The organism is Jannaschia seosinensis (genome assembly GCF_001408515.1).
In the GTDB taxonomy this organism is placed as follows: Bacteria; Pseudomonadota; Alphaproteobacteria; order Rhodobacterales; family Rhodobacteraceae; genus Jannaschia; species Jannaschia seosinensis.
The window spans coordinates 22,001-39,521 of the sequence record NZ_CYPR01000023.1 but is presented as its reverse complement, the minus strand read 5'-3'; the positions used below and the strand labels follow the sequence as shown (position 1 = coordinate 39,521).

The 17,521-nt window shown below is 65.9% G+C and carries 13 protein-coding genes, 1 tRNA gene and 1 pseudogene; 9 read left to right on the top strand and 6 right to left on the bottom strand.

The window, feature by feature from the left end:
• Positions 1-255: 255 nt before the first annotated feature.
• Positions 256-645, top strand: a pseudogene (locus JSE7799_RS02470) (transposase); the annotation flags it as partial.
• A gap of 121 nt (positions 646-766) precedes the next feature.
• Positions 767-1,153: a DUF2147 domain-containing protein gene (locus JSE7799_RS02465; RefSeq protein WP_055662191.1), complete on the top strand. Its 387-nt coding sequence runs from the start codon at positions 767-769 to the stop codon at positions 1,151-1,153.
• Between the two features lie 6 nt (positions 1,154-1,159).
• Here the strand turns inward: JSE7799_RS02465 and hisH are convergent, their stop codons facing one another.
• The 5 genes from hisH to JSE7799_RS02440 form a co-directional block, all read right to left on the bottom strand.
• On the bottom strand, positions 1,160-1,798 hold the full coding sequence (gene hisH / locus JSE7799_RS02460) for an imidazole glycerol phosphate synthase subunit HisH (RefSeq protein WP_055662190.1): 639 nt from the start codon (positions 1,796-1,798) through the stop codon (positions 1,160-1,162).
• 1 nt (position 1,799) lies between these two features.
• Positions 1,800-2,387 (bottom strand): imidazoleglycerol-phosphate dehydratase HisB, encoded by a 588-nt coding sequence (gene hisB / locus JSE7799_RS02455; RefSeq protein WP_055662189.1) that lies wholly within the window; start codon positions 2,385-2,387, stop codon positions 1,800-1,802.
• Positions 2,388-2,526: 139 nt separating this feature from the next.
• Positions 2,527-2,601, bottom strand: a tRNA-Gly gene (locus JSE7799_RS02450).
• Positions 2,602-2,692: 91 nt separating this feature from the next.
• Positions 2,693-3,439 (bottom strand): hypothetical protein, encoded by a 747-nt coding sequence (locus JSE7799_RS02445; protein WP_055662188.1) that lies wholly within the window; start codon positions 3,437-3,439, stop codon positions 2,693-2,695.
• A gap of 156 nt (positions 3,440-3,595) precedes the next feature.
• On the bottom strand, positions 3,596-7,036 hold the full coding sequence (locus JSE7799_RS02440; RefSeq protein WP_055662187.1) for a pyruvate carboxylase: 3,441 nt from the start codon (positions 7,034-7,036) through the stop codon (positions 3,596-3,598).
• Between the two features lie 248 nt (positions 7,037-7,284).
• On the opposite strand from JSE7799_RS02440, the gene JSE7799_RS02435 reads away from it, so the two are divergent.
• Complete coding sequence (locus JSE7799_RS02435) at positions 7,285-9,708, top strand: ATP-dependent helicase (protein ID WP_055662186.1); 2,424 nt, start codon at positions 7,285-7,287, stop codon at positions 9,706-9,708.
• A 511-nt stretch (positions 9,709-10,219) separates the two neighbouring features.
• Here the strand turns inward: JSE7799_RS02435 and JSE7799_RS02430 are convergent.
• Entirely contained in the window at positions 10,220-10,438 is a 219-nt protein-coding gene (locus JSE7799_RS02430) for a DUF1127 domain-containing protein (protein WP_083480175.1), read from the bottom strand.
• Positions 10,439-10,668: 230 nt separating this feature from the next.
• On the opposite strand from JSE7799_RS02430, the gene JSE7799_RS02425 reads away from it, so the two are divergent.
• The 6 genes from JSE7799_RS02425 (at position 10,669) to JSE7799_RS02400 (ending at position 17,482) form a co-directional block, all read left to right on the top strand.
• Positions 10,669-11,877, top strand: coding sequence for an MFS transporter (locus JSE7799_RS02425; RefSeq protein ID WP_055662185.1), 1,209 nt, complete (start codon positions 10,669-10,671; stop codon positions 11,875-11,877).
• Between the two features lie 2 nt (positions 11,878-11,879).
• A complete protein-coding gene (locus tag JSE7799_RS02420) occupies positions 11,880-12,956 on the top strand; it encodes an Mrp/NBP35 family ATP-binding protein (RefSeq protein WP_055662184.1) in 1,077 nt (358 codons plus the stop codon).
• Positions 12,957-13,738: 782 nt separating this feature from the next.
• Positions 13,739-14,209, top strand: coding sequence for a division/cell wall cluster transcriptional repressor MraZ (locus JSE7799_RS02415; RefSeq protein ID WP_055662183.1), 471 nt, complete (start codon positions 13,739-13,741; stop codon positions 14,207-14,209).
• A 5-nt stretch (positions 14,210-14,214) separates the two neighbouring features.
• Complete coding sequence (gene rsmH, locus JSE7799_RS02410; protein WP_055662182.1) at positions 14,215-15,228, top strand: 16S rRNA (cytosine(1402)-N(4))-methyltransferase RsmH; 1,014 nt, start codon at positions 14,215-14,217, stop codon at positions 15,226-15,228.
• Entirely contained in the window at positions 15,225-15,680 is a 456-nt protein-coding gene (ftsL, locus tag JSE7799_RS20820) for a cell division protein FtsL (RefSeq protein WP_186201815.1), read from the top strand. The genes rsmH and ftsL overlap by 4 nt, the downstream gene beginning before the upstream one ends.
• Positions 15,677-17,482, top strand: coding sequence for a peptidoglycan D,D-transpeptidase FtsI family protein (locus tag JSE7799_RS02400; RefSeq protein ID WP_055662181.1), 1,806 nt, complete (start codon positions 15,677-15,679; stop codon positions 17,480-17,482). The genes ftsL and JSE7799_RS02400 overlap by 4 nt, the downstream gene beginning before the upstream one ends.
• The last annotated feature ends 39 nt before the right edge of the window (positions 17,483-17,521 follow it).

The following is a 17,521-nucleotide window of genomic DNA, read 5'->3' as shown; positions in this document are numbered from 1 at the left end:
CAGCGTCGGTGCCAAGGGGAGTGTGAGAAGCCGACGACCTGAATGGGCGCAACGATCGAACAGATCTGGAATGGGGAAACCAGTAGTTGGCTCAGAGCCAAGAGCTCGTTTTGGAGATTTGGCCCCGCTCCGCAGATCACCATATCGGCCCGCGGCTTCTGGAAGTGCCGCACATCGAGGCCTTAAAGAAGTTCGCACTCGATCACACGTCAAAAGGGTCAAAAGCTACTTGCATCACGGGCGGCAGCCAAAGAAGCCGTCTGCCCGGCCCGCGCGACCGGCGCCGCGCTTGTCATGCCCTACGCCAACACAGGTGCGATGAGCGACCACCTCGCCGAGATCGCCCGGCACGTTTCGCCCGGCGCGCACGCCATCCTCGTCGTTGACGGCGCCGGCTGGCACAGCTCCAGGGAGCTCGTCGTGCCGGCGAACATCACCCTACTGACGCTTCCGCCCTACAGCCCCGAGCTGAACCCGGTCGAAAACATCTGGCAATTTCTCCGCCAGAACCACCTCGCGAACCGCGTCTTCGAGAGCTACGACGCCATCGTCGGCGCCTGCTGCGAGGCGTGGAACGCGCTCATCGCAATCCCGGAGCGGGTCGCCTCGATAACCTCCCGAGATTGGGCGAAGGTCAGCGGATGATGCCGTTGGTATTATGCGGGTTAATTGCCCCTCAACGCTTTCCGATCTTTATCGGAACGTCACGGTGGACAGGGGCGGGTGCGATGCGCGACGCTCGTGCTGCTTCTGGAAGGATATCGCAATGAAACGTTTCGCACTGACGCTCGCCGCCGCGCTTGGTCTGGCAGGCATGGCCGCGGCCGATCCAATCGAGGGTGTCTGGCAGACCGAGGTGGACGATGGCAGCTTTGCCCATGTCACCATCGCGCCCTGCGGCACGAATTACTGCGGCACGATCACTCGCACCTTCAACAGGGACGGCGAATATCGGTCGGAGGGTATCGGCAAGCAAATCGTCCGCGACATGAGCCCCGTCGGCGGCGGGGCCTATGAGGGGCGGGTCTGGCGGCCGTCGAACGACAAGGTCTATCTCGGCAAGATTGCGCTGTCGGGCGACCAGATGGCACTGCGCGGCTGCGTGGCCGGGGGGCTCATCTGTGCGCGTCAGAACTGGGTGAAGGTTCAGTAGGCGGGGTCAAGGCGTCCAGCGCAGGAAATTGCCGATGAGGCGCAGGCCGGTCCGCTGGCTCTTCTCCGGGTGGAACTGCGTGCCGATCACCGTGTCGCGCCCGACGATGGCGGTGACGGGTCCGCCATATTCCACATGGGCAAGCCTGTCGGCGGGTTCGTCGACCTCCATCTGGTAGGAATGTACGAAATAGGCGTGATCACCCGTTTGCACGCCTTCCAACACCGGATGCGCGCCCGTGACCACGAGGTCGTTCCAGCCCATATGCGGCACCTTGAGCGTCCGGTCGTCCGGCTCGATCCGCCGAACGGTCCCGCCGATGGCGTCGAAGCCCGCGACTTCTTCGTATTCCAGCCCACGCGTGGCGAGCATCTGCATGCCGACGCAGATTCCCATGAACGGCCGGCCATGCCGGTCGATCGCTTCCAGCACCGCCTCGTCGAGGCCTTCGTATCCTCGCAGCCCGCGTCGACACGCCGGGAAGGCGCCGTCACCGGGAAGGACGACGCGGTCCGCACGCGCGACGTCTTCGGGGCGGGACGATACGAGGATTGCGCCAGCATCCTCCTCCCGCGCCATACGTTCGAAGGCCTTGCGGGCGGAATGCAGGTTGCCGCTGTCGTAGTCGATCAGAACCGTGAGCACGTCAGAGCGATCCCTTCGTGGATGGAATTGCGTCGGCTCGGCGCGAATCGGTCTCCAGCGCATCGCGGAGGGCGCGCGCGACCGCCTTGAACGCGGCCTCGGCGATGTGATGGCTGTTGATCCCGCGCAGCCCATCGATGTGGAGCGAAATTCCCCCATGCGTCGAGAGCGCCTGGAAGAACTCCCGCACGAGCTCCGTGTCGAATCCCTTGATCTGCGGCGCGGTGAACGGAACCTCCCATGCGAGGTAGGGGCGTCCCGACAGGTCGAGCGCCGCACGTACCAGCGCATCGTCCATCGGCAGCAGGCACGAGCCGTAGCGCCGGATGCCCCGCTTGTCGCCAACGGCTTGGGTCAGCGCCTGTCCGATGGCGATGCCGACATCCTCGACGCTGTGATGGTCGTCGATATGCGTGTCGCCGTCGCACCGAACCTCCAGGTCGATCAGCGCGTGGCGGCCGAGCTGATCGAGCATGTGATCGAAGAATGAGACCCCTGTACGAATGTCGCACAGGCCGGTGCCGTCGAGGTTCAGCGCGACCGAAATGTCGGTCTCCGCGGTCTTTCGGGTCAGGCTGGCTTTGCGCATCGAAATGGTCTCCGGCGGGGTTGGATGCGCTTCGTCTAGCGGGCCTGCGGCGTGCGGGGAAGGCCGATTGCCGACGCTCGGAATGCGAAAACCCCCGACCGTTAGGTCGAGGGCTTTTCGCATGTCATACGATCCGAAATGGAGCGGGCGATGAGATTCGAACTCACGACCCTTACCTTGGCAAGGTAATGCTCTACCCCTGAGCTACGCCCGCCCGCTTCGGTGACGCGGAAATAGGAAAACGGCAAAGCGGGTGCAAGTGAAAAACGCAGCCTTTCGGCGAGTATCTTGCACCTGACGTGCGGTCAGGCGCCCGCGCCCGTCTCGGTGGAAGAATTGTTCAGGCCGTCGTCGATCCCGAGCGCCGAGAAGTTGTCGACCGCGAAGGATTCGTTGTCTGCGCCGGTGCTCGTATCGCTGCCGAAGCCGATGCTGACCTGACCGGAGCCGTCGTTGCCGATCGTGACCTGAACGGCGGTGCGGGCGTCGGGCGCGGAGCCCCCGCCAAGGTTCACGCCGCTGTCGATATTTTGCGTGCGCACAGAGATGTTGCGCTCCGCGTTCCCCTCGGAGGCGGTGAAGGTGGCGTGGCCGCCGGAGACGCTGATGGAGCCGACGGCGGCGCCGTTGATGTAGATCGTGCTCGAATCGTCGGCTTCGAGCTCGTCCATCCCGAGCATGTCGAACTCGAACGAGACGTCCGCCGCGTCGGGATCGGTGAAAAAGGTGCGGCTTGTCGATTCGGCCCCGCCGGTGCGTGGCAACGGGCCCAGCACGTTTCCGATTCCGGGAATGTCGGAGACGCGGCCATTGTCCCAGCCGCCGGCGCCGTGATCGAACCCGTCGGTATAGGTGGTGCCGGCGGTGGCGTATTTCTTGCCGCGCAATTCGCTGTCGACGGTTCCGGAGAGGGAGAGGAAGCCTTCGTTGATGACGGCGCTCATCGCGAGGCCGAGCCCCGTGACGGCGCCGGCAAGGACGACCCACTCGACCGTGACGGCGCCTTTTTCGTTACCTGCGAAACGGCATACGGCTTCTGGAACGAATGACATGGCAGTCCTCGCAATCGTGCGTTTCCACGACCGCTAACCTCACTCTGCGTCACTTGGACGGAGATTCCGGGGCCAGAACAAGGCGCTGTGTCCGCGAACCGGCATTAGTTCATGCCGGTTCGCTGCATCGTTCCGCAGATGAGTCCGTCCAGACGCTCAGCCCAGTTCCACGAGCAAGTCCTTTGCGTCAATTTGGGCACCGGGCGTCACATGAACGCCCAAAATCTTAGCGTCGCGGTCGGCGTGGATCCCGGTCTCCATCTTCATCGCTTCGATCGTCACGAGGAGGTCGCCCTTCTTGACCTGTGCGCCGGGCTGAACCGCGACCGATGCGATGACGCCCGGCATCGGGGCGCCGACATGCGCGTCGTTGCCCGGTTCGGCCTTCGGGCGCTTGGCCGCGGTTCCGGCGACGCGCCGGTCCGGGACGCGGATCGTGCGCGGCTGGCCGTTGAGCTCGAAGAACACGCGTACTTCGCCATCCGGGTTCGTTTCGCCCCGCGCGACGCAGCGGATCTCCAGCCGCTTGCCGGGATCGATCTCGGCATGGGTCTCGTCGCCCGGCTCCATCCCGTAGAAGAAGACCGGCGTCGGCAGCGCCCGCACGGGGCCGTAGGTCGCATGCCGCTCCGCGTAGTCGCTGAAGACCTTGGGATACATCAGGTAGCCGTTGAGGTCCTCGTCGTCGATCTCGCAATCGAGCTTCTGAGCCACTTCGGCGCGCACGGCCTCCAGGTCCACGGGCTTGAGATGCTTGCCAGGCCGGTCGGTCAGGGGCTTTTCGCCCTTGAGGACCTTCTTTTGCAACGCGCTCGGCCATCCGCCCGGCGGCTGGCCCAGATTGCCGCGCATCATGTCGACCACGCTGTCGGGAAAGCTTACCTCGACCTTCGGGTCGAGCACCTGATTCACGGTCAGGCCCTGCGCCACCATCATCAGTGCCATGTCGCCCACCACCTTCGAGGAGGGCGTGACCTTCACGATATCCCCGAACATCCGGTTCACGTCGGCATACATCTGCGCAACCTCGTGCCAGCGCTCCTCCAGCCCCATGGAGCGGGCTTGCGCCTTGAGGTTGGTGAACTGGCCGCCGGGCATCTCGTGCAGGTAGACCTCCGAGGACGGCGCCTGCAGTCCGCTTTCGAAGGCGAGATACTGCGCACGCACCGCATCCCAGTAGGTGTCGAGCCCGCGCACGGCGGCGATGTCGAGCCCGGTGTCGCGTGCGTCATCCTTGAGCGCAGAGACGATCGTGCCGAACGTCGCCTGCGACGTGTTGCCGGAGAAGCTGTCCATCGCCACGTCGGCCGCATCCACGCCCGCTTCGGTCGCGGCGAGAATCGTCGCACAGGCGATGCCCGCCGTGTCGTGGGTGTGAAAATGGACCGGTATCGACAACTCGTCCTTGAGCGCGCGGATAAGAAGGCGCGCCGCCGCCGGCTTCATCAGGCCCGCCATGTCCTTGAGGCCCAGCACATGCGCCCCGGCGGCCTCCAACTCCTTGGCCATGCCGACATAGTATTTCAGGTCGTATTTCGCCCGGTCGGGGTCCAGCAGGTCGCCCGTGTAGCAGACCGTCCCCTCGCACACGCGGCCCGTCTCGATCACCGCATCCATTGCGACGCGCATGTTCTCGACCCAGTTGAGGCTGTCGAACACCCGGAACACGTCGATCCCGGTATCGGCGGCCTGATGTACGAAGTTCGTGACGACGTTGTCGGGATAATTGGTGTACCCGACCCCGTTCGAGGCCCGCAGCAGCATCTGGGTGAGCAGGTTCGGCATCGCCGCGCGCAGATCGCGCAGCCGCTGCCACGGACATTCCTGCAGGAACCGGTAGGCCACGTCGAAGGTCGCGCCGCCCCAGCATTCCACGCTGAACAATTCGGGGAGGTTCGTGGCATAGGCAGGCGCCACGCGGACCATGTCGATCGAGCGCATCCGCGTCGCCAGAAGCGATTGGTGCCCGTCGCGCATCGTCGTGTCGGTCAGAAGCAGCCGGTCCTGCGCCAGCATCCACTCGGCCAGCGCCTTCGGCCCGCTGCGCTCCAGAATCTGCTTCGTGCCGTCGGGAGGCGTGTCCACCAACCGCTCGGGTGGCCGGGGCGTACGGGCGTCGCGGGCGGGGCGGGGGCGGCCTTCGGTCTCGGGATGGCCGTTGACCGAGATGTCGGCGATGTAGGTAAGGATCTTCGTCGCCCGGTCACGTTGCACGGGGAAGTCGAAAAGCTCCGGCGTCTCGTCGATGAACTTGGTCGAGTATTCGTAGCTCAGAAACTTCGGATGCTTCAGCAGGTTCACGACGAAGGGAATGTTGGTCGCCACGCCCCGGATCCGAAATTCCCGCAGGGCGCGGTCCATCCGCTTAATCGCCGCCTCGGGCGTGCGCGCCCAGGCCGTGACCTTGGTCAGAAGGCTGTCGTAGTAGCGGGTGATGACGGCGCCGGAATAGGCCGTGCCGCCGTCGAGACGGATGCCCATGCCGGTGGCCGAACGGTACGTGGTGATCCGGCCGTAATCGGGAATGAAGTTGTTTTGCGGATCCTCGGTCGTCACCCGGCATTGCACCGCGTGGCCGTCCAGCGTGACGTCGTATTGCGAAGCCACGCCCGTCGCCTCGGTCAGGGATTTGCCTTCGGCGATCAGGATCTGTGCACGCACGATGTCGATGCCGGTGACTTCCTCGGTCACCGTATGCTCGACCTGGACGCGGGGATTGACCTCGATGAAGAAGAATTCACCGGAATCCATGTCCATCAGGAACTCGACCGTTCCGGCGCATTCGTAGTTCACGTGCTCGCAGATCTTGCGGCCCAGGGCGCAGATATGCTCCCGCTGCGTCTCGCTGAGATACGGGGCGGGTGCGCGCTCCACGACCTTCTGGTTGCGCCGCTGGACGGAGCAGTCGCGCTCGTAGAGGTGGTAGATGTTGCCGTGGCTGTCCCCGAGGATCTGCACCTCGACGTGGCGGGCGCGCAGGATCATCTTCTCGAGATAACCCTCGCCGTTGCCGAACGCGGCCTCGGCCTCGCGGCGGCCCTCAAGCACCTTCTCCTCAAGCTCGTCCTCGGACCTGATCGGGCGCATGCCCCGGCCGCCACCGCCCCAGGATGCCTTGAGCATCAGGGGATAGCCGATCTCGCCGGCTTCCTTGCGGATGGCATCCATGTCGTCGCCGAGCACTTCGGTCGCCGGAATGACCGGCACGCCGGCTTCAATGGCCACCCGACGTGCGCTGGCCTTGTCGCCCAGAGCGCGCATTGTCTCGGCCTTCGGGCCGATGAAGGTGATGCCTGCGGCGGCGCAGGCATCGACGAAATCGGGATTTTCGCTGAGCAGGCCATAGCCGGGGTGAATCGCATCGGCGCCCGACGCCTTGGCCACCCGGATGATCTCCTCGATCGACAGATAGGCCGCCACCGGGCCCATGCCCTCACCGATCCGGTAGGCCTCGTCCGCCTTGAACCGGTGGAGCGACAGCTTGTCCTCTTCGGCATAGACGGCGACGGTGCGTTTCCCCATTTCGTTGGCCGCGCGCATCACGCGGATTGCGATTTCGCCCCGGTTGGCAATGAGGATTTTCTTGAACTCGGCCATCTGGTCCCTCCCGTCGGTTCCCGATTGGTAGACTCCGTGCTGCGACGCGGCAAGATCGGGGGCGGATCATTCGCCAATGATCGGGCTTTGTGGGCGATTCGGCTTGCGTCGTGCGATGGTCAGGGCGGCCGTCCGCGTCGTCTGTGCGGCGAGGCTCGCCCGCGCGTGGACGGCGGTTCGTCGCGGCAGGTGAACGCAAGGGGAACGCGGGGTTCCATCTGCTCCGCGCCCGCTCTATCTGTCGCCGTATGGACGAGTACGAATCCGACCCGATGGAGGCCGCGAGCCTCTCGGCCCGCGCAATGGCCTCGCGGCCGGCTCCCTATCTCGACGGTCTGAACGCTGCCCAGATGCAGGCGGTGCAGCGCCTCGACGGTCCGGTCCTGATGCTGGCAGGTGCGGGTACAGGCAAGACCCGCGCCCTGACTGCGCGGATCGCGCACCTCATGGCGCAGGGCAAGGCGCGCCCGAACGAGATTTTGGCCGTGACCTTCACCAACAAGGCCGCGCGCGAGATGCGCCATCGGGTGGGTGCCATGATGGGCGAAGTGGCCGAGGGCATGCCTTGGCTCGGCACCTTCCACTCGATCTGCGTCAAGCTGTTGCGCCGGCATGCGGAACTTATCGGCCGCACGGTTCCCGATCCGCTGCTCGAGACGGGGACGCGCGACCTGCATCTGAAGTCGAACTTTACCATTCTGGACACCGACGACCAGAACCGCCTCCTTCGGCAACTGATCCAAGCCGCGGGCATGGACGAAAAGCGGTGGCCGCCGCGGATGCTCGCCGGGATCATCGATCACTGGAAGAATCGCGCCTGGACCCCCGACAAGGTGCCAGCCCACGAGGCGGAGGCGTTTGACGGGCGCGGCGTGCGGCTTTACCGTGAGTATCAGGACCGGCTGCTGACGCTCAACGCCGTCGATTTCGGTGACCTGTTGCTGCACGTCATCCAGATCTTCCAGACCCACGACGATGTTCTGGCGCAGTATCGCCGGTGGTTCCGCTACATCCTCGTGGACGAGTATCAGGACACCAACGTCGCGCAGTACCTGTGGCTGCGGCTTCTGGCGGGCGGGCATCGCAACATCTGCTGCGTGGGCGATGACGACCAGTCGATCTACGGCTGGCGCGGTGCGGAAGTGGGCAACATCCTGCGCTTCGAGAAGGATTTCGAGGGGGCGGAGATCATCCGGCTGGAGCAGAATTACCGCTCCACGCCTCATATTCTTGGCGCTGCTTCGGGCGTCATCGCCGGCAACAAGGGCCGGCTGGGCAAGACCCTCTGGACCGTCGCGGAGGAGGGGGAGAAGGTTCGCCTCATCGGCCATTGGGACGGTGACGAGGAGGCGCGCTGGATCGGCGAGGAAGCCGAGGCGATGCAGTCGGGCACGCGCGGGATGAAGCCCTTCGCGCTGGATCAGATGGCGATCCTCGTGCGGGCCGCCCACCAGATGCGCGCATTCGAGGACCGGTTCCTGACGATCGGCCTGCCATATCGCGTGATCGGCGGCCCCCGCTTTTACGAACGGCTCGAAATACGGGATGCCATGGCGTATTTTCGCGTCACGATCAGCCCGGATGACGATCTCGCCTTCGAGCGGATCGTGAACACGCCCAAGCGAGGGCTCGGCGAAAAGGCGCAGCAGACGATCCAGCGTATGGCGCGCTCCAACGGCGTGTCGCTTCTGGAAGGGGCGAAGCTTTGCGTCCGCACGAAGACGATCGGCGGCAAGGGGGGCGCGGCGCTCAAGGAATTGTGCGACGGTTTCGATCGCTGGCGCGCGGAACTTCTGGACGGGCGCGACCATATCCGCCTTGCCGAGGAAATCCTCGACGAGAGCGGCTATACGACCTTCTGGCAGAACGAGAAGACGCCCGAGGCGCCGGGCCGGCTGGAAAACCTCAAGGAGCTGATCAAGGCGCTGGAGGGGTTCGAGAACCTTCAGGGCTTTCTGGAGCATGTCTCGCTCATCATGGACAACGAGCAGAGCGAGGGCGAGCCGCAGATCACGCTGATGACGCTTCACGCCGCCAAGGGCCTCGAATTCCCGGTCGTCTTCCTGCCCGGTTGGGAAGACGGCCTGTTTCCGTCACAGCGCAGCATGGACGGAAGCGGCATGAAGGGCTTGGAGGAGGAGCGCAGGCTCGCCTATGTGGGGATCACCCGCGCCGAAGAGGTCTGCACGATTTCCTTTGCCGCCAACCGTCGCGTCTACGGCCAGTGGCAATCGGCGATGCCGTCGCGGTTTATTGATGAGCTCCCCGAGGAGCATGTCGAGGTTCTGACGCCGCCGGGTCTTTATGGTGGTGGGTTTGGCGCATCTGGCATGGCCGCGGCGCAACAGGCCGCCATGGGAGGCGGTGTCGAGAGCCACCTTCAGGAGCAGGCGGCTTCGGCCGACGTCTACAATTCGCCGGGCTGGCGGCGCCTGCAGTCCCGCGGATCCCGGCCCATGCGCCAGCCTGCGGAGGCCAAGAACCTCGTCATCGATGCCAGCGCAGTGAGCGCCTTCGTCGAGGGGGACCGGGTGTTCCACCAGAAGTTCGGCTATGGCGAGGTCATGGGGGTCGAGGGCGACAAGCTCGAGGTCGAGTTCGACAAGTCCGGGACAAAGAAGATCGTCGGGCGGTTTTTGCTTCCGGAGGATCAGGCTGACGTTCCGTTCTGACGAATCGAGTGGATGCCGGTCGGGACGGTCTGCGTCACCTGCGGTACGGCCCGTCAACGACATCGCTCCGCTCACCTGCCGGATGACGGGCAGGGCATGATGCAGAAGCGTCAGTTCATTCACGGGGTGCGGAACAGAAAACGGCGACGCTTAAGGGAGGAAAAGCGCCGCCGTCTCTTTGATCGAGGTCCGCCTCTTGGGAGGAAGGGCGGCCTCGGGGATCGCGTCACGGCCGAGGGAGGAGAGACCGCTTCGCGAATTTCGTTCGGGCGACCGTAACGGGTGGCAACCGGAAAATTTCCAAAGGTTCCGACGACGCCCCTTATTGGGAGGAGAGGGGCGCCGCCGGCCTTCGTTCTACCGGAAACCCCAAGGGAGGAGAGGGGTTCCGGTACATCCTGGCCCAATGGGAGGAAAAGGCCAGGAATAGGTGCGGCGGTTGGATCGGGAGGAGATCGCCGCCGCGTTACCCACATTGCCCAAGGGAGGAGAGGGCAATGCGGGAATTCCGTCAGGCGCCGTAAGCCGCCTCGTAGGCCACCGCGCGGATGCCGGACCGGCTCATGCCGAGATCGGCCAGATCGCGGTCCGAAAGCGCCGACAACTCGTCGTGCGTCCGACGATAGGTCCGCCAGCGGGCGTGGTTGGCGCGGGCCGTGGCGATACGTGCCGCAAAGCTTTCGCGGAGGGTGGTGATGGCGGTGGCGTTGCCGTAGGTCGTGGTAGCCATGATGTCTTCCTTTCATCAGGGCCGCTTTGGCCCCATGCGATCCAGCCCCATTGCCGGCTCGCGTCTCGTTTCGTTGGACTGAACATGGCCTCGTCGCCGCAGGTGCACAATCCTTCGAGCGGACAATGCCGCTATGCAGCATTTGCATGGCGGGGAGCAGAAGCTTCTAATTTTAAACATATTTCGGCCCAGCTTAGGGTCGTAACACGGCCTTACGTTGCGGTACGTGCATGAGTGCACTCTCCCATATCGGCTTCCGTGCGTACTTCTTCGCTGCAATTCCCTTGGTCCAGGCGCTCTGGGCGCAGCGAGTCACTCTGGGATGGCTTGCGTGGGAGGTTTCGGGCTCGGCGCCTTTCGTCGGGCTGGTCGCGGCGCTGGGACTTGCGCCGATGATTTTCGCGGGGCCGGTCTTCGGGGTGCTTGTGGACCGCGCCGACATCCGCCGTGCGCTGCTGTTCACTTCCGGTTCGATGGCGGTGCTGCTGGCGCTGGCCGCGCTCGTTGCCGGCGGGCCGGGCCTGGGGCGGTGGGGGCTGATCGTCGTGGCGATTGCGGTCGGACTTGTCACCGCGGCGCATCATCCCGTGCGCATGTCGCTTGGGCCCCGTCTTGTTCCCCGACCCGACGTGCCCAATGTCGTCGCGCTGTCGGCGCTCAACTTCAACCTGGGGCGGATGACGGCGCCGGTGCTGACGGGGCTCGCGCTGGCTTCCGTGGGCGCGGTGGCGACGCTGTGGATGTCGGCGGCGCTTTATCTACCGATGCTGGTCGCGGTGCATTGGATGGATCCTCGCCCCCTGCCGACACGTACCCGTGCTTCGGTTCGCGAGGGACTGGCGGAGGCTGCACGCTTCCTCGCCGCCACGCCGGTTGCGCGACAGGCATTGATACTCACGGCGGCGATGGCGATCCTCGTGCGCGGCTATCTGGAGCTTCTGCCCGTCATGGCCGAAGGCGTCCATCAGCGTGGTGCCGAGGGGCTCGGCATCCTGACCGCTGCGGCGGGGGCGGGTGCGCTTGTGGCCGCGCTGGCCAAGACGGTCGGTGCCGGGCAGGGGGGAATTCCGCCGCTGACGCGCGCGGTTCTGGTGGCCGGCGTCGCCGCGCTTGCCGCGCTGGGTCTATCGGAGAGTTGGGCTGGCGCCCTCTTCTGGACTGCGGCGGCCGGCTTCGCGTCGACCTTTACCGGCGTTTCGCTTCAGGCCGCCGTGCAGGAGGCGTTGCCCGACGATCTGCGTGGCCGCGTCATGTCCTTGTGGGTCGTGGTGGGTATCGGTGCGGTGGCGGTGGGCTCCGGGCTTCTCGGCTGGCTCGCGGGCCCCTTCGGCTTGCCCGCGACGCTGACGGTCGCGGGGGCGGCGGGGGCGGTGCTGGCCGCGTGGTTGGTCTTGCCCCGCCGCCGATCCAGGTCCAGTTCGGTGACAAAGGAGCCTTGACCATGACAACCCGCGACGCCGTTCTCGCTGCACTCGACACCATCCGCACTCCGGATGACGGCACGCTCGTCAGTCGCGACATGATCCGCGCGCTTGCGGTGGAGGGCGATGTCGTGCGCTTCGTCGTCGAGGCGCCGTCGGCTGAGATCGCCAAGGTGATGGAGCCGATGCGCGCCGCCGCCGAGGCGGCCGTGGCACGCGTGCCGGGCGTGGCGCGGGTGCAGGCCGTCCTCACCGCGCCGACCTCCGAGAAGGCGCCTCCGTCGCTCAAGATCGGCGGCCATCCCAAGCCGCAGGAGGGGCCCCTCCGGGTTCCCGGCGTCGCGCGCGTTATCGCCGTGGCATCGGGCAAGGGCGGGGTGGGCAAGTCCACGCTGTCGGCCAATCTCGCCGTGGCGCTTGCGCGGCAGGGGCGGGCGGTGGGGCTGTTGGATGCCGATATCCACGGCCCCTCCCAGCCGCGAATGATGGGGGTGTCGGCCCGTCCCGCCTCGCCGGATGGAAAGAGGATAATCCCGCTCTCGGCCCACGGGGTCACGCTCATGTCCATCGGCCTGATGGTCGATCCGCAGAAGGCCGTCATCTGGCGCGGGCCGATGTTGATGGGCGCGCTTCAGCAGATGCTGGGGCAGACGGATTGGACGCATCATGCGGGCCGTGCGCTCGATGTCCTGATCGTCGATCTGCCGCCCGGCACCGGCGATGTGCAGCTGACGCTCGGCACCAAGACGGTGGTGGATGGCGCGATCGTCGTCTCCACACCTCAGGATGTGGCGCTGCTTGATGCGCGCAAGGCGCTCGACATGTTCGCCACACTCAAGACGCCGGTGATTGGACTGGTGGAGAACATGAGTACGTTCCACTGCCCCGCCTGCGGGCACGAGGCGCATGTGTTCGGGCATGGCGGCGTCGCCGCCGAGGCGGAGCGGCTGTCACTGCCGTTCCTTGGTGCGCTGCCCATCGATCTGGAGACACGGCTGTCCGGCGATGGGGGCGTTCCGATCGCGGCGGGGGAGGGGGCGATGTCCGAGGCCTTTGCCGATCTGGCGCGGCGGCTGGTGGAGAACGGCCACGCCTGACCGGGAGGTGGGCGGAGATTCCACTTCGTCCCCCTGCGCGCCGGAAGTTGGGCGCGCATCACACCCGGCACGCCACGATTCGTCGCGACGGACGCACCGTATCGATTCGGAATCGCCGGGAATTCGGCTAAGCCCTTGATGGCACGAGATCCGCGTGCGGTGCGGTGGCCTGCCGCAGGTTGGGGCACCTGTAAAGTGACCCCCGAGACCCCCTGCGGAACGGCTGTGGGATGTGGAGGATCGGCCACGTTTTGCCGATCGAAACGCCCTGGGGGAAGGCCATAAACCTGCGGGAAGCCTTGTTTTGTTCGCACCACATCTGGTGGTTTTAGTCTGTTTTCCACAAATCACCCACAGGGTGTGGATAAGATTTGTGGGGCAAGGTGGCATAAAGTGGGTGACAGGCCCGTCTGCTCATGGCATCACATCCTCACAGAGCACGGGGAGGCAAGAGGCGAAGACCTCAGACCCCAAAATGAGGCAGGTCAAAACAGGCAACCCCCCAAGGACGTCTCTGTAGACGATGAAAGATCCGAACCGGCGCGTGTTGAGCAGCATCCCCCCAGGTGACCACGTGCCAAGAGGACGCCCGCCCCGATCTCTACGGAGGTCGGGGTGGGATCACAGGGCGGATCGGGATTGGCAGACTCCCGATCCGCCCTTCTTCGTTCCGACACCCGAAACGGGGTCGGGTCCGGCGGGGGCCACATCCGGCGGGCCCACCCGCCGCCGCACGGGGCCAGACGTTGGAGCATCGCTTTCGAGGTAATGACACCCACAGGGTGGACGCGAAGGGACGGGTCTCGATCCCGGCCGATTTCCGGCGCGTTCTCGACGCCTGCGATGCCGACCGCGATGCCGGCACCAATCCGCGCGTGACGATCTGCTACGGCGATGACCGCGTGCCCTACTTCACCTGCTATTCGATGAAGGAGCTCGAGGAGATCGGCAACCGTATCGAGATGCTCGACGAAGGCAGCCCCGACCGCGAGGCGCTGGAGGAGCATTTCTATACGCTGGCCGTGACGCTCAGCATCGACGATGCCGGCCGTCTTTTGCTGTCTTTACCGCTGCGTCAGCGGATCGGCGTGACCGATCAGCTTACATTCGCGGGTCGGGGCACGTCCTTTCGCATCCACTCCCCCGAGGCGCCGGTCGCGGCCACCAGCCGCCTGCGCGCGGTTCTCGATGAGTTGCCCGAGGGCACACCAATCACGGCCCGTCTGCCCAAAAAGCGTCCGGCAGCGGAATAATCGCCATGTCTTTGCCGCAAAGTGAGTCCTCACAGCCACATCTGCCCGTTCTTCTCGATGCGATCTTGCAGACGCTCGCCCCGATTCGCGGGACGTGGTTGGATGGCACCATGGGCGCCGGCGGATACACGCGGGGGCTGCTGGAGGCGGGCGCGGATCGGGTGATCGGTCTCGACCGCGATCCGCTGGCTCACCTCATGGCGGCCGATTGGGCGGGCGATTTCGCGGACGGGCGGGTCATATTTGTGAAAAACGTATTCTCGAAGATGGACGAGGCGGCCGAAGGCGTCGGTGTCCGCGTCGATGGTGGCGTCGTTCTGGATCTCGGGGTCAGTTCGATGCAGCTCGACCGTGCCGATCGCGGCTTCTCCTTCATGCGCGATGGCCCGCTCGACATGCGCATGGGCGATGAGGGGCCCACGGCGGCCGACCTGGTCAACGAGATGGAGGAGAGCGCGCTCGCCGACATCCTCCACCGCTACGGAGAGGAGCGCGCCGCGCGTCGGATTGCACGCAATATCGTCCGTCGCCGCGACGAAACTCCTTTTATGACAACCCACGACCTTGCCGAGACCGTCGCCGCCAGCCTGCCGCGCCCGAAGCCGGGCCAAAGCCACCCCGCCACGCGCACGTTCCAGGCCCTGCGCATCGCGGTGAACGACGAGTTCGGGGAATTGGCCGATGGCCTGCAGGCGGCGGAGCGGACGCTCGCTCCCGGGGCGTGGCTTGCGGTCGTCACTTTCCACTCGATCGAGGATCGTGCGGTGAAGCGCTTCCTCGCCGACCGTGCCGATACCGGCGGGGGCGGATCGCGCCACGCCGCGCCACGGGCCGCCCGGCTGCCCGCCTTCGACGCCTTGCAGAAGCCGATCGCCCCGAGCGAGGCGGAGATTGCCCGCAACCCCCGCGCCCGCTCCGCCCGTCTGAGAATCGCGCGCCGCACGGACGCCCCCTCCGGCGGGATCGAGCGCCGTGTGCTGGGTCTGCCCGAACCTGTCAGACTGGGGGGGCAGAGATGAGGGCCGTACTTTACGCCGCATCCATCGTCGCGCTGGTCGGGCTGGCCTACTGGGCCTACGATCAGGGCTACGAGACCCGCGCGACGGAACGTGAGGTTGCCAAGCTCGAACGCCGGATCGGCGCGCTCCATCAGGAGATGTCGATGCTGCGTGCGGAATGGGCCTATCTCAACCGTCCCGACCGCCTGCATGCGCTGGCGGAGATGAATTTCGAGCGTCTGGGCCTCATGGCGCTGACGCCCGCGCATTACGCGTTGGCCGAGCAGGTCGGCTATCCCCCGCTCGCGCCGCCGCCCCCGCCCGAGGCACCGTCTGCCGCCGATTGGGCGGATGTCGAATTGGGTGACGAGGTCGACGGTGTCATCATCATGAACCACGTCTACGGTGCCAATGCCGCCCCGCGCGTCATCACGCCGCCGACGCTGGCCGGAGATGGAGAGCAACTTCCATGAATCTTCTTCGCCTCTTCCGCCGCCGCAGGGCCACCTATGCCACCGATCCGTTCGTGCGCGTTCAGGGACCCGCCGCACCGAGGCCGGAGCCGGCAACGTCCGCGCGCCGCGAACCGCCCGAGCGGGTGCGCGCCCGCGCCGAGCGTCGGCTCAAATTCACCGCCGCCTGCTTCGTCGCGGGCTTTGCGGTGGTCGGTCTCAAGATGGGCACGATCGCCGCTTCGGATGCGCAGGAGCCCCGGACGGGGAGCCGCGCCGGCGCCGCCATCGTCAACGATCGCGCCGACATCACCGATCGCGCGGGCCGGGTTCTGGCGACCAATGTCGACGCGCGTGCGCTTTACGCCCAGCCGCACCTGATGGTAGATCCCGTCGCCGCGGCCCATGGTCTGGCGGCGATCTTTCCGGACATGGATGCGGACACGTGGGAGAAGCGCTTCACGTCGGATCGCAAGTTCTTCTGGATAAAGGGGAACATCTCGCCGGAGCAGCAGCAGGCCGTCTTCGATCTGGGCGAGCCGGGACTTCTCTTCGGCGAGCGCGAGATGCGCGTCTATCCCAACGGCCCGGTCATGGCCCACGTCCTCGGCGGCGCCCGCTATGGCGCACAGGACGTGCGCGCCGCCGAGATCATGGGCGTGGCGGGTGTCGAGGCTGTGTTCGACGACTATCTCTCCGACCCCACGCATGAGGGGGCGCCGCTGCGCCTGTCGCTCGATCTGTCGGTCCAGACCACCGTGGAGCGGGTGCTGGCTGCGGGCATGAAGCTGACGGATGCCAAGGGTGCCGCCGCCATCATCATGGATGTCCATACCGGCGAGATCGTTTCGATCGCGTCGCTGCCGGATTTTGATCCCAATGAGCGGCCGCGCCCCGCGATCGAAGGCGATCCGGGGGACAATCCGCTCTTCAACCGGGCGGTGCAGGGTGTCTATGAGCTGGGCTCGACGTTCAAGATCTTCGCGGCCGCCCAGTCTTTGGAACTGGGCCTGACCAACGCGAACACGATGATCGACACGTCGCCGCTTCGGGTGAACCGGTTTCCGATCCGGGACTTTCACGATTACGGCAAGCAGCTTTCGGTGACGGACGTGATCGTGCAGTCCTCGAACCGTGGCACCGCCCGCATGGCGCTGGCCATCGGTGCAACGCGGCAGCGGGCTTTCCTCGAATCGCTGGGCTTCTTCGAGCCCTCGCCTGTGGAGCTGACTGAGGCACCCGGTGCCCGGCCTATCACGCCGTCACGCTGGCCCGACATCACCACCGCGACCGTCTCCTACGGCCACGGCCTCTCGGCTTCGCCGCTGCACCTCGCGACAGCGTATGCGTCACTTCTCAACGGCGGCACGCGGGTCGTCCCCACGCTCCTTGCCCGCGAAGTGCCGCCCGCGCAGGGGTCGCGCATCGTCAGCGACCGCGTCTCGGCTGGCGCGCGCCAGATGCTGCGCCAGGTGGTCACGCGCGGCACCGCCTCGCTGGCCGAGGTCGAGGGCTATCAGGTGGCGGGCAAGACCGGGACCGCCGACAAGCCCAGCCCGACCGGCGGCTACTACGAGGACAAGGTCATCACCACGTTCGCAGGCGTTTTTCCGGCGCAGGATCCCGAATATGTCATCGTCGTCACGCTGGACGAACCGGAAATCTTTGCCGCGGGCGAAAACCGCCGCACCGCCGGCTGGACCGCCGTGCCCGTCGCGGCCGAAGTGATCCGGCGGATCGCGCCGCTCATGGGGATGCGGCCCGATTTCGGGGCGGAGGCCGAGACGCTCGGTGCATATCTGACACAGGCCGCGCTGCGGTAAACGGACAGGCCGATGGACGCCGTGAATGGCCGGGCGTAG

Coding starts and splice junctions, on each gene's coding strand:
- JSE7799_RS02465 (WP_055662191.1), top strand. CDS start 767: ATGAAACGTTTCGCACTGACGCTCGCCGCCGCGCTTGGTCTGGCAGGC.
- hisB (WP_055662189.1), bottom strand. CDS start 2,387: ATGCGCAAAGCCAGCCTGACCCGAAAGACCGCGGAGACCGACATTTCG.
- JSE7799_RS02445 (WP_055662188.1), bottom strand. CDS start 3,439: ATGTCATTCGTTCCAGAAGCCGTATGCCGTTTCGCAGGTAACGAAAAA.
- JSE7799_RS02440 (WP_055662187.1), bottom strand. CDS start 7,036: ATGGCCGAGTTCAAGAAAATCCTCATTGCCAACCGGGGCGAAATCGCA.
- JSE7799_RS02435 (WP_055662186.1), top strand. CDS start 7,285: ATGGACGAGTACGAATCCGACCCGATGGAGGCCGCGAGCCTCTCGGCC.
- JSE7799_RS02430 (WP_083480175.1), bottom strand. CDS start 10,438: ATGGCTACCACGACCTACGGCAACGCCACCGCCATCACCACCCTCCGC.
- JSE7799_RS02425 (WP_055662185.1), top strand. CDS start 10,669: ATGAGTGCACTCTCCCATATCGGCTTCCGTGCGTACTTCTTCGCTGCA.
- JSE7799_RS02420 (WP_055662184.1), top strand. CDS start 11,880: ATGACAACCCGCGACGCCGTTCTCGCTGCACTCGACACCATCCGCACT.
- rsmH (WP_055662182.1), top strand. CDS start 14,215: ATGTCTTTGCCGCAAAGTGAGTCCTCACAGCCACATCTGCCCGTTCTT.
- ftsL (WP_186201815.1), top strand. CDS start 15,225: ATGAGGGCCGTACTTTACGCCGCATCCATCGTCGCGCTGGTCGGGCTG.
- JSE7799_RS02400 (WP_055662181.1), top strand. CDS start 15,677: ATGAATCTTCTTCGCCTCTTCCGCCGCCGCAGGGCCACCTATGCCACC.